This is a genomic window from Pseudomonas sp. R32 (assembly GCF_009866705.1).
In the GTDB taxonomy this organism is placed as follows: Bacteria; Pseudomonadota; Gammaproteobacteria; order Pseudomonadales; family Pseudomonadaceae; genus Aquipseudomonas; species Aquipseudomonas donghuensis.
Genome location: NZ_CP019396.1, coordinates 1072322 through 1086027 on the forward strand (window position 1 = coordinate 1072322; position 13706 = coordinate 1086027).

Genomic DNA, 13706 nt, shown 5'->3' on the forward strand with positions numbered 1-13706 from the left:
CCCATGTTGACCATCGCGCTATCCAAAGGTCGGATTCTCGACGACACCCTGCCGCTGCTGGCGGAAGCCGGTATCGTTCCGACCGAGAACCCGGACAAGAGCCGCAAGCTGATCATTCCTACGACTCAGGAAGACGTTCGTCTGCTGATCGTGCGCGCCACCGACGTGCCGACCTATGTCGAGCATGGTGCCGCCGATCTGGGCGTGGCCGGCAAGGACGTGCTGATGGAGTACGGTGGCCAGGGCCTGTACGAGCCGCTGGACCTGCAGATTGCCCAGTGCAAGCTGATGACCGCCGGCAAGATCGGCGCTGCCGAGCCTAAAGGCCGTTTGCGCATCGCCACCAAGTTCGTCAACGTTGCCAAGCGCTACTACGCCGAACAAGGCCGTCAGGTCGATATCATCAAGCTGTATGGCTCGATGGAGCTGGCGCCGCTGATCGGCCTGGCCGACAAGATCATCGACGTCGTCGACACCGGCAATACCCTGCGTGCCAACGGCCTGGAACCCCAGGAACTGATTGCCACCATCAGCTCCCGGCTGGTGGTCAACAAGGCTTCGATGAAGATGCAGCACGCCCGCATCCAGAGCCTGATCGACACCCTGCGCCAGGCGGTCGAATCGCGACACCGCGGCTAAGACTTTCTACCTCCTGCGCGCGGCCTTCGCTGTCGCGCCCGTCTATCCGCGTCATAGCCAATTTTCTCGGGTGCCCGCGCGGATGGACTGGTAGCTTAGGGCGCCTGAGCATTCGCCATTTATTGAGGCCCTCGCTATGACCACGTCCACTGCAATCGCCCGACTCAATGCCGCTGACCCGGATTTCGCCCGACATCTGGATCATCTGCTGAGCTGGGAAAGTGTCTCTGACGACGCGGTCAACCAGCGCGTGCTCGACATCATCAAGGCCGTGCGCGAGCGCGGCGATGCGGCGCTGGTGGAGTTCACCCAGCGTTTCGATGGCGTGCAAGCCACTTCGATCAACGACCTGATCCTCGGTCGCGAGCGCCTGGAGCTGGCCCTGACCCGCATCACCCCGGCCCAGCGTGAAGCGCTGGAAAAAGCCGCAGAGCGGGTGCGCAGCTACCACGAACGGCAGAAGCAGGATTCCTGGAGCTACACCGAAGCCGACGGCACCGTGCTCGGCCAGAAGGTCACGCCACTGGACCGCGCCGGCCTGTATGTGCCAGGCGGCAAGGCGTCGTACCCCTCGTCGGTACTGATGAACGCGATTCCGGCCAAGGTCGCCGGTGTCGGTGAAGTGGTCATGGTGGTGCCGACCCCGCGTGGCGAGGTCAACGAGCTGGTCCTGGCCGCCGCCTGCATCGCCGGTGTCGACCGGGTCTTCACCATCGGTGGCGCCCAGGCGGTTGCCGCCCTGGCCTATGGCACCGAAAGCGTGCCACAGGTCGACAAGGTGGTTGGCCCGGGCAACATCTACGTGGCCACCGCCAAGCGTCATGTGTTCGGTCAGGTAGGTATCGACATGATCGCCGGCCCGTCGGAGATTCTCGTGGTATGCGACGGCCAGACCGACCCGGACTGGATCGCCATGGACCTGTTCTCCCAGGCCGAGCACGACGAAGATGCCCAGGCGATTCTGGTCAGCCCTGACGCCGCGTTCCTCGACAAGGTTGCCGCCAGCATCGACAAGCTGCTGCCGACCATGGAACGCGCCGAGATCATCAAGACCTCGATCAACGGCCGTGGTGCGCTGATCCAGGTGCGCGACATGCAGCAGGCGATGGACGTTGCCAACCGTATTGCGCCGGAGCACCTGGAGTTGTCGGTGGCCGATCCGCAAGCCTGGCTGCCGCAGATTCGCCATGCCGGTGCGATCTTCATGGGCCGCCACACCAGCGAAGCCCTGGGCGATTACTGCGCAGGCCCCAACCACGTACTGCCAACCTCCGGCACTGCGCGCTTCTCGTCGCCGCTGGGGGTGTACGACTTCCAGAAGCGTTCGTCGATCATCTTCTGCTCCGAGCAGGGCGCTTCCGAGCTGGGCCACACCGCCTCGGTACTGGCCCGTGGCGAATCGCTGACCGCCCACGCCCGCAGCGCCGAATACCGCATCCTTGCCGATAACAAAAAGGGGAACTGAACATGAGTAAATTCTGGAGCCCCTTCGTCAAGGACCTGGTGCCTTACGTGCCGGGCGAGCAGCCAAAGCTGGCCAAGCTGGTCAAGCTCAACACCAATGAAAACCCCTACGGCCCATCGCCCAAGGCGCTGGAAGCCATGCGTGGCGAGTTGAACGACAACCTGCGCCTGTACCCGGACCCTAACAGCGACCTGCTCAAGCAGGCGGTGGCCGAATACTACGGCGTGCAGGGCAACCAGGTATTTCTCGGCAACGGTTCGGACGAAGTGCTGGCGCACATCTTCCATGGCCTGTTCCAGCACGATGCGCCGCTGTTGTTCCCAGACATCAGCTACAGCTTCTACCCGGTCTACTGCGGCCTGTACGGCATCCCGTTCGAGGCGGTGGCGCTGGATGAGCAGTTCCAGATCCGTGTCGACGATTACCGCAAGGCCAATGGCGGGATTATCTTCCCCAACCCCAACGCACCGACCGGTTGCCTGCTGGCCCTGGAGGCCATCGAGCAACTGCTCAAGGCCAACCCGGATTCGGTGGTGGTGGTCGATGAAGCCTACATCGACTTTGGCGGCCAGACCGCCATCAGCCTGGTGGATCGCTACGACAACCTGCTGGTCACCCAGACCCTGTCCAAGTCGCGCTCGCTGGCAGGTCTGCGGGTCGGTCTGGCGGTGGGCCACCCGGACCTGATCGAGGCCCTGGAGCGGATCAAGAACAGCTTCAACTCCTACCCGCTCGATCGCATGGCGATTGTCGGTGCGGCGGCAGCGTTCGCCGACCGTGCGTACTTCGACGAAACCTGCCGCAAAGTGATCGACAGCCGCGAGTCGCTGGTCAAGGAATTGAGCGCCCGTGGTTTTGAAGTCCTGCCGTCGGCGGCCAACTTCATCTTTGCCCGCCACCCGCAGCAGGACGCCGCCGAGCTTGCGGCCCGCCTGCGCGAGCAAGGGGTGATCGTGCGGCACTTCAAGCAGGCGCGGATTGCCCAGTTCCTGCGCATCACCATCGGTACCCCGGAGCAGAACCAGGCGTTGCTTGATGCGCTGAACTGAAACTGCTCAGTCCTTATCGCGGGGCAAGCCCGCTCCCACTGGGGGAGCGGGCTTGCCCCGCGATGCTTGTTACCGGTAATCTTTCCCTTCTGAATTCATCCGATGATTGGATGTCATGACGTTATTGATCAAGCGCTCCCTGGTCGAACAAGCCGTCGAGCAACTGCGCCAGCGCGTGGCCAGCGGTGCCTGGGCCGTGGGCCAGCGCCTGCCCACCGAACCGGAACTGGCCAGCGAACTGGGCATCAGTCGCAACACCGTGCGTGAAGCCATGCGCGTGCTGGCGTTCAGCGGCCTGGTCGAAGTCCGCCAGGGGGATGGCAGCTACCTGCGCAGCGCCGTCGACCCGCTGCAGGCGCTACAGGCCTTGTCGCGCTGCGATCTGGAGCAGGCGCGCGAGACTCGCCATATTCTTGAAGCCGAAGCCATTGGCCTGGCCGCGCTGCGCCGTACCGACGCGGACCTGCACGCTCTTCGCGAAGCGCTCGAACACAGCGGCGCGCATTTTCATGCCGACCTGGAGCAGTACATCCGTTGCGATCTGGTGTTCCACCAGCGCCTGGTCGATGCCGCGCACAACCCGGCCCTGAGCGAGCTGTATCGGTACTTTTCCGGTGTGGTGGCCGCCACCTTGCACCACAACCTGTCCCACGCGCCCCGCTGTCAGCTGGTCTTCGACCTGCACGGGCAGATTCTCGATGCCATCGAACAACGCGATCCGGACCGGGCCAAGGCCCTGAGCCGGACCCTGATCAACGAATCCTGACCTTGCGAGACTGCCATGGGCCATGACACAACCCGAACTGCGGCGCCAGCCAATGGGCCGGAGCTGGAAGAACTGCTGATCGACGCCGAGGCCGACGACGAACAGGTGCAACAGCAGCCGGTGCTGCTCAAGCGGCCCTGGCTGTTGCTGCTCGGCCTGGTGCTGGTGGCGCTGAACCTGCGGCCAGCGTTGTCGAGCATGGCGCCGCTGCTTAGCCAGGTTTGCGACAGCCTCGGCCTGACAGCGTCGCAGGCCGGTTTGCTGACGACCTTGCCAGTGCTTTGCCTGGGCCTGTTCGCGCCGCTGGCACCGTTGCTGGCGCGGCGCTTTGGCAGCGAGCGGGTGATCCTCGGTATTCTTTTGGTGTTGGCAGCGGGTATTGCCGTGCGTAGCGCCTTCGGCAGTACTGGCGTGTTCGTCGGCAGCATCATGGCCGGGGCCAGCATCGGCGTGATCGGCGTACTGTTGCCTGGCATCGTCAAACGTGATTTCCCCAAGCACGCCGGGACCCTGACCGGTGTCTACACCATGGCTTTGTGCCTGGGCGCGGCCATGGCGGCCGGCGCCACCGTCCCCCTGAGCGAGCGCCTGGGTGACAGTTGGTCGCTAGGTCTGGGTTTCTGGTTGATCCCGGCATTGCTGGCCGCGCTGATCTGGTTGCCCCAGGCGCGCGAGGGACACGGTGCGCATCACGTCGCCTATCGGGTGCGTGGCCTGCTGCGCGACCCGCTGGCCTGGCAGGTGACCTTGTATATGGGCCTGCAGTCGTCGCTGGCCTATATCGTCTTTGGCTGGCTGCCGTCGATTCTCATCGGTCGCGGCCTGAGCCCGACCCAGGCCGGGTTGGTGCTTTCCGGCTCAGTCATCGTGCAGTTGATCAGCTCGCTCAGCGCCCCCTGGCTGGCGACCCGCGGCAAGGACCAGCGCCTGGCCATCGTGATCGTCATGCTCATGGCCCTGGCCGGTTTGTTCGGCTGCCTGTATGCGCCCCTGGATGGCCTGTGGGGCTGGGCAATCGTGCTTGGCTTGGGGCAGGGCGGCACTTTCGCCCTGGCCCTGACCCTGATCGTGCTGCGCTCCAAAGACGCCCATGTGGCGGCCAACCTGTCGAGTATGGCTCAAGGCATCGGCTATACCCTGGCTTCGATGGGGCCGTTCGCGGTCGGCCTGGTGCATGATTTGACCGGCGGCTGGAGTGCGGTAGGCTGGATCTTTGCGGTGCTGGGGGCTGGCGCCATTGGTTTTGGCCTCAAGGCCGGGCGCAACTTGCATGTGCAGGTGGTCAGCGAGCGGGTTTGAGATTGCGTTGAGGCTATTGCCGGCAAGGCCGGCTCCCACAGGGGAACTGCTGCACACTCCTGTGGGCGCCAGCCTTGCTGGCGATGGCTGCGAAGCGGCCCGGGTTTAAGCAGACATTCGCCAGGCAAATGTCCATAGCTTTTTGCCACTCCAGCGGACTATCGTTCAGGTCTATTCCCTTCGAAACGGACCCGCCCATGAGCGACGCCAACACTGCCTTGATCACCCGCTTCTACCAGGCCTTCCAGCGCCTGGATGCCGAAGCCATGGTTGCCTGCTACAGCGACGATATCATCTTCAGCGACCCGGCCTTCGGCACCTTGCGCGGCAAGGACGCGGGTGACATGTGGCGCATGCTCACCACCCGTGCCAAGGATTTTTCCCTGACCTTCGACAGCGTGCGTGCCGATGAACGCAGCGCCAGTGCGCACTGGGTCGCCCGCTACCTGTTCAGCCAGACCGGCCGTACCGTGGTCAACGACATTCAGGCGCGTTTCGTCCTGCGGGACGGCAAGATCTGCGAGCACCACGATAGCTTCGACCTGTGGGGCTGGTCGCGCCAGGCATTGGGCACCAGCGGGTTGTTGCTGGGCTGGTCACCACTGGTGCAGGGCAAGGTGCGTGCCCAGGCGCAGAAAGGCCTGCGGGCGTTTCAGGCCGGGCGCTGAAGCGCTAAGCTGTGCGCTTTGCCGTTGATAGTAGCCGTCGTGTCCGAGCCCACTCCCGAACCCCTGAACAAACCCTGGTACGTCTACCTGGTGCGCGCCGCCAATGGCTCGCTGTATTGCGGGATCAGTGACAACCCCGCACGGCGCTTCCTGGCCCATCAGAAGGGCCAGGGCGCACGCTACTTCAGTACCAGCCCGGCAGTGGCTTTGGTCTATGTCGAAGCCTGGCCGGACAAGACCAAGGCCCTGCAACAGGAGCGGCTGGTGAAGAAGCTGCGCAAAAGTGCCAAGGAAGCGCTGGTGGCCTCCTGGTCGGGGCTCAGTCCTTGCGACGCTTGAGCTGATCGGTCAGTTGCGTCGGCAGGCCCTTGATGATCAGGGTACCGGCTTCCTCGTCGTATTCGATCTTCGAGCCCAGCAGGTGGGCTTCAAAGCTGATCGACAGGCCCTCGGCGCGCCCGGTGAAGCGGCGGAACTGGTTGAGGGTGCGTTTATCGGCCGGGATTTCCGGCGACAGGCCGTAGTCCTTGTTGCGGATGTGCTCGTAGAAGGCCCGAGGGCGGTCTTCGTCGATCAGCCCCGAAAGCTCCTCAAGGGTCACCGGCTCGCCGGCCTTGGTCTGGCTGGTGGCGTAGTCGACCAGGGTCTGGGTTTTCTCTCGAGCGGCTTCTTCGGGCAGGTCCTCGCTTTCGACGAAGTCACTGAAGGCCTTGAGCAGGGTACGGGTTTCGCCCGGGCCGTCGACACCTTCCTGGCAGCCGATGAAGTCGCGGAAGTACTCCGAGACCTTCTTGCCGTTCTTGCCCTTGATGAACGAGATGTACTGCTTGGAGGCTTTGTTGTTCTGCCACTCGGAGAGGTTGATGCGTGCAGCCAGGTGCAGCTGGCCCAGGTCCAGGTGGCGCGACGGGGTCACGTCGAGGTCGGCGTTCACCGCCACGCCTTCGCTGTGGTGCAGCAGGGCGATGGCCAGGTAGTCGGTCATGCCTTGCTGGTAGTGGGCGAACAAGACGTGGCCACCGACGGACAGGTTGGACTCTTCCATCAGTTTTTGCAGGTGTTCGACGGCGACCCGGCTGAAGGCGGTAAAGGTGCTGCCTTCCTCCAGGTATTCCTTGAGCCAGCCGCTGAACGGGTGGGCGCCGGATTCTGCGTGGAAGAAGCCCCAGGCCTTGCCCTGTTTGGCGTTGTAGCTGTCGTTGAGGTCGGCCAGGAGGTTTTCGATGGCACCGGACTCGGCCAGTTCCGAGTCGCGTGCGTGCAGCACGGCGGGGCTACCATCGGGTTTCTTGTCGATCAGGTGGACGATGCAATGACGGATCGGCATGGGATTCTCGGTCGAAAATGGGCGGTGCTGGCCGCGTTGCAAAGTCGCCAAGTGTACCTCATGCCAGGGGTGATTCAGTGGCCAGATGTTGGCAGATATGTCGGTTGTTCGTTTTTTGTTCAGAATTTTGCGTTTTTTCGCGCAAACCCCCGAAAAACCTGCACATTTGCCTTGAGGGAGGCGGATATTTATCTATTCCTGTGGTAGTTTTGCCCGGTCTTGCGCCCCGTGTGTGGCGCATTGCTGGCAGACCGCTCGCGTCACGTCGAACCAAACGTCGTTTTACGTATCTACATACGCGATTGACGTGGCTGTAACACCGGACCGCCGGATCCCCCGCAGGTCTGGCTCGATGACTGACGTAGCACTCTGCATACTCACTGAATTTGATAGGGAAGGAACACCACCATGGCATTGACCAAAGACCAACTGATCGCCGATATCGCTGAAGCTATCGACGCGCCAAAAACCACCGCGCGTAACGCTCTGGAGCAACTGGGTCAGATCGTTGCTGATCAGCTGGAAAATGGCAGCGAAATCACCCTGCCAGGCATCGGTAAACTGAAAATCACCGAGCGTCCTGCCCGTACCGGCCGCAACCCTTCGACTGGCGCTGCCATCGAAATCGCTGCCAAGAAAGTCGTCAAGTTCGTGCCAGCCAAAGTGCTGACCGACGCTGTAAACAAGTAATTGTAAACAGCTCGAAAAAACCGCGTCCGGGTTGCCCGGACGCGGTTAATGAGATGGTCACCCCGACACCCTGCGAGGGCTACGCTTTCGCAGGGTGTTTTATTTCCGGAGGCCATCACCATGAGCGATTTGGCACTGGTCGGTATCGACCTAGGCAAACACACCTTCCATTTGCACGGCCAGGATAAGTCCGGCCGAGAGCTGTTTCGCAAGAAACTCTCACGACAGCAAATGATGCGGTTTTTTGCCAATTTGCCAGCGTGCACCGTGGTTATGGAAGCGTGTGCCGGTGCACACTTCGTCGCTCGCGAGCTGGCTGCCTTAGGGCATCAGGTCAGGCTGATCTCGCCTCAATTCGTTAAGCCCTTTGTCAAAGGCAATAAAAACGATTTCGTCGATGCGCAAGCAATCTGCGAAGCCGCTTCACGCCCCTCGATGCGTTTCGTTTCGCCCAAGACCGAAGCCCAGCAGACCCTTTCTGTGTTGCATCGCCTACGCGAGTCACTAATCCGCGACCGCACCAAGGCCGTCAACCAGATGCATGGGTTCTTGCTTGAGTTCGGCATTAGCTTGCCGCAGGGGCTGGCGGTCATGAAGCGTCTGTCTGCTGTACTGGCGGAGCACGAGCTGCCTGTTCGGCTGACGGTGCTACTGCAACGTCTGCACGGCCATTTTGTGTATCTGGACGAGCAAATTAAGGAGCTGGATAAAGAGCTGGCAGGCCAGCTGGCCGACGATGATCTAGGGCGTCGTTTGCTGAGCATGCCCTGTGTCGGGCCGATCACCGCCAGCCTGCTGGCTGTGGAAATGGGCGACGGCCAGCAATACGGCTGCAGTCGAGATTTTGCGGCATCTCTAGGCTTGGTGCCCAGGCAATACAGCACAGGCGGCAAAGCTAATTTGCTAGGTATCAGCAAGCGTGGCGACAAGAATCTGCGACGGCTGTTGGTGCAATGCGCCAGAGTCTACATGCAGCACCTGGAGCGGCAGAAAGGGCCGTTGGCGGACTGGGTGCGAGCACTTCTGACGCGGCGGCACTCAAACGTAGTCGCCTGCGCGCTGGCCAACAAGCTCGCCCGCATAGCTTGGGCGATTTCTGCTCACCACACCCAATACGAAACAGGGCCAGGCGCCTTGAGCGCCTGACCCTGCGGTTGTTGCTGTACCACGACTCACCTTTCAGGTTTTGCGATAGCTGAGCAATAGATGAACTGAACGGCCTACCGGCCTGGCGAAGATCCTGGCATAAAAATCGGCTCTCGAAGCCGAGCGGTTTTTAAGGATCGTCAGGCGCGACTCTCATCGTGGCGCGGGGCTTGCCCCAATTTGACGCCGGATAGATTTAAGCAAGCCAACCATTTCATCCGTTAATCAGTATTGCAAAAAATGGGGTGACCATAGATTTTTTATGCCTTGGTTTTGCTCCAGCGCTGCTGGCGCCAGGCTTGGCGCGCTGCAGCATCCTGGAAGGTCCAGGCGATCATGCGGCTCTGCTTCTGCCCCTGGCCCATCTCCACCACTCGCTGATCGAGCGCACCGGCCTTTTTCAGCGCCGCCTGGATGCCGGGCAGGTTGGAGGCTTTGGACACCAGGCTGGTGAACCACAGCACCTGCTGGCCAAGGCTGGCGCTCTCCGTCACCAACTGGCTGACAAAGCGGATCTCGCCGCCTTCGCACCACAGTTCGTTGTTTTGCCCGCCAAAGTTCAGCACCGGCAGCTTGCGCTTGGGGTCGGCCTTGCCCAGGGCTCGCCATTTGCGCTGGCTGCCACGGGTGGCTTCTTCGCGCGAGGCGTGGAAGGGCGGGTTGCACAGGGTCAGGTCGAAGCGCTCGTCACTGTTCAGCAGCCCCAGCAGGATGTGCTTGCGGTTGCCTTGCTGGCGCAGGTTGATGGCCTTGCCCAGGCCGTTGGCCTGGACGATGGCGCCGGCCGCAGCCAGCGCCGTGGCGTCGATGTCCGAGCCGAGAAAGCGCCAGCGGTAATCGCTGTGGCCCAGCAACGGGTAGATGCAGTTGGCGCCGACGCCGATATCCAGGGCCTGGACGTGCGCACCCCGGGGGATTTCGCCGTTGTTTTCTTGCGCGAGCAAATCGGCCAGCACATGCACGTAATCCGCCCGGCCAGGGATCGGTGGGCATAGATAGTCGGCCGGGATGTCCCAGTGCTGGATACCGTACTGAGCCTTGAGCAAGGCGCGGTTGAAGACCCGCACAGCCTCGGGGTTGGCAAAGTCGATGCTGGGCTTGCCATGGGGATTGGTGATCATGAATCGGCCCAGCTCAGGGCTGCTCTTGATCAGTTGGGGGAAGTCGTAGCGGCCCTGGTGGCGGTTGCGCGGGTGCAGGGTCGGTTTGTTGGCTGTGGTCATGTTGATGTCCGGTGGAAAGCATCGCGGGTCAAGCCCGCTCCTACAGGGTTGTGTAGGAGCGGGCTTGACCCGCGAAAGCATCACTGAGGTCAGCGAGTGTTACAAGGCGGCAATCCGCGCATGCTGCTCGGTGAAGTTGGCCAGGGCCTGTTCGGCTTCAGCCAGCTTGGCGCGCTCCTTGTCGATCACCGCAGGCGGTGCCTTGTCGACGAAGGCGGCATTGGACAGCTTGCCGCCGACGCGCTGGACTTCACCCTGCAGACGCTGGATTTCCTTGTTCAGGCGAGCCAGTTCGGCATCCTTGTCGATCAGGCCGGCCATCGGCACCAGCACCTGCAGATCGCCAACCAGGGCGGTGGCGCTCAGTGGCGCTTCGTCCTGTTCGCCGAGCACGGTGAAGGACTCGATCTTCGCCAGCTTCTTCAGCAGCGCTTCGTTTTCCTGCAGGCGACGCTGGTCTTCGGCGCTGGCGTTTTTCAGGAACAGTTGCAGTGGCTTGCCCGGGCCGATGTTCATTTCGCCACGGATGTTGCGCACGCCGAGCATCAGCTCCTTGAGCCACTCGATGTCGCCTTCGGCAGCGGCGTCGATGCGGCTTTCGTTGGCCACTGGCCATGGCTGCAGCATGATGGTCTTGCCTTCGGCCCCGGCCAGCGGCGCCAGGCGCTGCCAGATTTCTTCGGTGATGAACGGCATGAACGGATGGGCCAGGCGCAGTGCCACTTCCAGTACCCGCACCAGGGTGCGGCGAGTGCCACGGGCGCGTTCGACCGGCGCGTTCTCGTCCCACAGGACCGGCTTGGACAGCTCCAGGTACCAGTCGCAATACTGGTTCCAGATGAACTCGTAGAGCGCCTGGGCGGCGAGGTCGAAGCGGAACTGATCGAGCTGGCGGGTGACTTCGGCTTCGGTGCGCTGCAACTGCGAGATGATCCAGCGATCGGCCAGCGACAGTTCGCAGGCTTCGCCGTTCTGGCCGCAGTCCTCGCCCTTGTCCAGCACGTAGCGGGCTGCGTTCCAGATCTTGTTGCAGAAGTTGCGGTAGCCTTCGACGCGGCCCATGTCGAACTTGATGTCGCGACCGGTGGAGGCCAGCGAGCAGAAGGTGAAGCGCAGGGCATCGGTGCCGTAGCTGGCGATGCCCTCCGGGAACTCGGCCTTGGTCTGCTTGGCGATCTTCTCGGCAAGTTTTGGCTGCATCATGCCGCTGGTGCGTTTTTCCAGCAGCTCGTCGAGGGTGATGCCGTCGACGATGTCCAGCGGGTCAAGGACGTTGCCCTTGGACTTGGACATCTTCTGGCCCTGGCCATCGCGCACCAGGCCGTGAACATAAACGGTCTTGAACGGTACCTGCGGGGTGCCGTCCTCGTTCTTCACCAGGTGCATGGTCAGCATGATCATCCGGGCAACCCAGAAGAAAATGATGTCGAAGCCGGTGACCAGCACGTCGGTGGAGTGGAATTTCTTCAGGAATTCGGTCTGCTGCGGCCAGCCCAGGGTCGAGAAGGTCCACAGGCCCGAGCTGAACCAGGTATCGAGAACATCGTTGTCCTGGTTCAGGACCACGTCTGCGCCGAGGTTGTGCTTGCTGCGCACTTCTTCTTCGCTGCGCCCGACATAGACCTTGCCGGACTCGTCGTACCAGGCCGGAATACGGTGGCCCCACCACAGCTGACGGCTGATGCACCAGTCCTGGATGTCGCGCATCCACGAGAAGTACATGTTTTCGTATTGCTTGGGCACGAACTGGATGCGGCCGTCTTCAACGGCAGCAATCGCCGGCTCCGCCAGCGGCTTGGTCGACACGTACCACTGGTCGGTCAGCCACGGCTCGATGACGGTGCCTGAACGATCGCCTTTCGGTACTTTCAGGGCGTGGTCGTCGACGCTGACCAGCAGGCCCGCGGCGTCGAAGTCGGCAACGATCTGCTTGCGCGCGACGAAGCGGTCCAGGCCGGCATACTGGGCAGGCAGGGTGGCGTCGATGCTGTCGTTGACGCTGCCGTCGAGGTTGAACACCTGTGCGGCCGGCAGGACGAAGGCGTTCTTGTCGAAGATGTTCAGCAGCGGCAGGTTGTGGCGCTTGCCGACTTCGTAGTCGTTGAAGTCGTGGGCCGGGGTGATCTTCACGCAGCCGGTGCCGAATTCAGGGTCGCAGTAGTCGTCGGCAATGATCGGGATGCGCCGACCAACCAGGGGCAGCTCGACGAACTTGCCGATCAGCGCTTTGTAACGCTCGTCTTCCGGGTTCACGGCCACGGCGGCGTCGCCGAGCATGGTTTCCGGACGAGTGGTGGCGACGATCAGGTAGTCCTTGCCGTCGGCGGTCTTGGCACCATCAGCCAGCGGGTAGCGCAGGTTCCACAGGTGGCCCTTCTCGTCGTGGTTTTCCACTTCGAGGTCGGAGATCGCCGTGTGCAGCTTGGTATCCCAGTTGACCAGGCGCTTGCCGCGGTAGATCAGGCCGTCTTCATGCAGGCGCACGAAAGCTTCTTTAACGGCTTCAGAGAGGCCGTCGTCCATGGTGAAGCGCTCGCGGCTCCAGTCGACTGACGAGCCCAGGCGGCGAATCTGGCGGCTGATGTTGCCACCGGACTGATCCTTCCATTCCCAGACCTTTTCCAGGAATTTCTCGCGGCCCAGGTCGTGGCGGCTCTGGCCCTTGGCTTCAAGCTGGCGCTCGACCAGCATCTGCGTGGCGATACCGGCGTGGTCGGTGCCAGGCTGCCACAGGGTGTTGCGGCCCTGCATGCGACGGAAACGGATCAGGGCGTCCATGATCGCGTTGTTGAAGCCATGACCCATGTGCAGGCTGCCGGTGACGTTCGGCGGCGGGATCATGATGGTGTAGGAATCGCCCGCGCCTTGCGGAGCGAAATAATTCTCGGACTCCCAGGTGTTGTACCAGGAAGTTTCAATAGCGTGCGGCTGGTAGGTCTTATCCATGCGCGGCGGGACCCTTAGGCATTTATTCAGGAAAGCCGGAGAGTATAACGAAGCGGCAAGCTTCAAGCGACAAGCGACAAGCTCAGAGCGCCGCACGGCTCTTGCAGCTTGTCGCTTGAAGCTTGTAACTGCTTTTTATTGGTTAAGCAGGCGCTCGAGGCGGGCATCGAGCCGGCGCTTGATCTCGCTCTCGATATGCGGGGCGAAATCGTTGATCACGTCTTGCATGATCAATTGCGCGGCTGCGCGCAGCTCGGCGTCCAGGTGCAGCAGGGTTTCCTGGCGCTTGGCCTGTGGGTCGGCAGGGGCTTCAGGCACGGGCGCTGGCGGCACTTCGGCCTCTTCGAGCAGCAGCGGGATCTGCTCCTCGACGGTGTCGGTCAACAGCGGTGGCTCGAGGGATGCATCGCCAAGCAACTGACGGATCGACTCCAGGTCGTCCAGCAGGTGCGCGGATTGGGGCAGGGGAGTGGATTTGTCCATCGTCT

General features: G+C 62.2%; 13 protein-coding genes. 9 read left to right on the top strand and 4 right to left on the bottom strand.

The genetic code is table 11. From position 1 onward, the window contains the following. The first annotated feature begins 3 nt into the window (after nt 1-3). The 7 genes from hisG to PspR32_RS04950 all read left to right on the top strand — a co-directional run bounded on the left by hisG (nt 4) and on the right by PspR32_RS04950 (nt 6225). Entirely contained in the window at nt 4-639 is a 636-nt protein-coding gene (gene hisG / locus PspR32_RS04920) for an ATP phosphoribosyltransferase (RefSeq protein ID WP_115088578.1), read from the top strand. A gap of 136 nt (nt 640-775) precedes the next feature. Next, nucleotides 776-2104: a histidinol dehydrogenase gene (hisD, locus tag PspR32_RS04925; RefSeq protein ID WP_010223370.1), complete on the top strand. Its 1329-nt coding sequence runs from the start codon at nt 776-778 to the stop codon at nt 2102-2104. A 2-nt stretch (nt 2105-2106) separates the two neighbouring features. After that, nucleotides 2107-3153: a histidinol-phosphate transaminase gene (hisC, locus tag PspR32_RS04930; protein ID WP_010223369.1), complete on the top strand. Its 1047-nt coding sequence runs from the start codon at nt 2107-2109 to the stop codon at nt 3151-3153. A 115-nt stretch (nt 3154-3268) separates the two neighbouring features. After that, nucleotides 3269-3919: a FadR/GntR family transcriptional regulator gene (locus tag PspR32_RS04935; RefSeq protein ID WP_010220561.1), complete on the top strand. Its 651-nt coding sequence runs from the start codon at nt 3269-3271 to the stop codon at nt 3917-3919. 15 nt (nt 3920-3934) lie between these two features. Continuing rightward, the gene (locus PspR32_RS04940; protein ID WP_010220562.1) at nt 3935-5218 is read left to right on the top strand and encodes a CynX/NimT family MFS transporter; all 1284 of its coding nucleotides are present in this window, start codon (nt 3935-3937) and stop codon (nt 5216-5218) included. Between the two features lie 197 nt (nt 5219-5415). After that, complete coding sequence (locus PspR32_RS04945; RefSeq protein WP_036993960.1) at nt 5416-5886, top strand: nuclear transport factor 2 family protein; 471 nt, start codon at nt 5416-5418, stop codon at nt 5884-5886. Between the two features lie 39 nt (nt 5887-5925). After that, a complete protein-coding gene (locus PspR32_RS04950) occupies nt 5926-6225 on the top strand; it encodes a GIY-YIG nuclease family protein (protein WP_010220564.1) in 300 nt (99 codons plus the stop codon). Here PspR32_RS04950 and yejK read toward each other — a convergent pair. Next, a complete protein-coding gene (gene yejK / locus PspR32_RS04955) occupies nt 6206-7213 on the bottom strand; it encodes a nucleoid-associated protein YejK (RefSeq protein ID WP_010220565.1) in 1008 nt (335 codons plus the stop codon). The two genes, PspR32_RS04950 and yejK, sit on opposite strands and share 20 nt — an antisense overlap. A gap of 408 nt (nt 7214-7621) precedes the next feature. Between yejK and PspR32_RS04960 the strand changes: the two genes are divergently transcribed. Both PspR32_RS04960 and PspR32_RS04965 read left to right on the top strand, forming a co-directional pair. Next, a complete protein-coding gene (locus PspR32_RS04960; protein WP_009398256.1) occupies nt 7622-7903 on the top strand; it encodes an HU family DNA-binding protein in 282 nt (93 codons plus the stop codon). 120 nt (nt 7904-8023) lie between these two features. Next, nucleotides 8024-9049, top strand: coding sequence for an IS110 family transposase (locus PspR32_RS04965; RefSeq protein WP_159388107.1), 1026 nt, complete (start codon nt 8024-8026; stop codon nt 9047-9049). A 260-nt stretch (nt 9050-9309) separates the two neighbouring features. On the opposite strand, the gene rlmF is transcribed toward PspR32_RS04965, so the two are convergent. From rlmF to PspR32_RS04980, 3 genes are all read right to left on the bottom strand, one after another. After that, nucleotides 9310-10272: a 23S rRNA (adenine(1618)-N(6))-methyltransferase RlmF gene (rlmF, locus tag PspR32_RS04970; protein WP_010220210.1), complete on the bottom strand. Its 963-nt coding sequence runs from the start codon at nt 10270-10272 to the stop codon at nt 9310-9312. Between the two features lie 99 nt (nt 10273-10371). Next, complete coding sequence (locus PspR32_RS04975; RefSeq protein WP_010220208.1) at nt 10372-13218, bottom strand: valine--tRNA ligase; 2847 nt, start codon at nt 13216-13218, stop codon at nt 10372-10374. Nucleotides 13219-13353: 135 nt separating this feature from the next. Further along, a complete protein-coding gene (locus PspR32_RS04980) occupies nt 13354-13701 on the bottom strand; it encodes a hypothetical protein (protein WP_010220207.1) in 348 nt (115 codons plus the stop codon). Nucleotides 13702-13706 lie beyond the last annotated feature (5 nt).

Coding starts and splice junctions, on each gene's coding strand:
- hisD (WP_010223370.1), top strand. CDS start 776: ATGACCACGTCCACTGCAATCGCCCGACTCAATGCCGCTGACCCGGAT.
- PspR32_RS04935 (WP_010220561.1), top strand. CDS start 3,269: ATGACGTTATTGATCAAGCGCTCCCTGGTCGAACAAGCCGTCGAGCAA.
- rlmF (WP_010220210.1), bottom strand. CDS start 10,272: ATGACCACAGCCAACAAACCGACCCTGCACCCGCGCAACCGCCACCAG.
- PspR32_RS04975 (WP_010220208.1), bottom strand. CDS start 13,218: ATGGATAAGACCTACCAGCCGCACGCTATTGAAACTTCCTGGTACAAC.
- PspR32_RS04945 (WP_036993960.1), top strand. CDS start 5,416: ATGAGCGACGCCAACACTGCCTTGATCACCCGCTTCTACCAGGCCTTC.
- PspR32_RS04980 (WP_010220207.1), bottom strand. CDS start 13,701: ATGGACAAATCCACTCCCCTGCCCCAATCCGCGCACCTGCTGGACGAC.
- hisG (WP_115088578.1), top strand. CDS start 4: ATGTTGACCATCGCGCTATCCAAAGGTCGGATTCTCGACGACACCCTG.
- PspR32_RS04965 (WP_159388107.1), top strand. CDS start 8,024: ATGAGCGATTTGGCACTGGTCGGTATCGACCTAGGCAAACACACCTTC.
- PspR32_RS04960 (WP_009398256.1), top strand. CDS start 7,622: ATGGCATTGACCAAAGACCAACTGATCGCCGATATCGCTGAAGCTATC.
- PspR32_RS04940 (WP_010220562.1), top strand. CDS start 3,935: ATGGGCCATGACACAACCCGAACTGCGGCGCCAGCCAATGGGCCGGAG.
- yejK (WP_010220565.1), bottom strand. CDS start 7,213: ATGCCGATCCGTCATTGCATCGTCCACCTGATCGACAAGAAACCCGAT.
- hisC (WP_010223369.1), top strand. CDS start 2,107: ATGAGTAAATTCTGGAGCCCCTTCGTCAAGGACCTGGTGCCTTACGTG.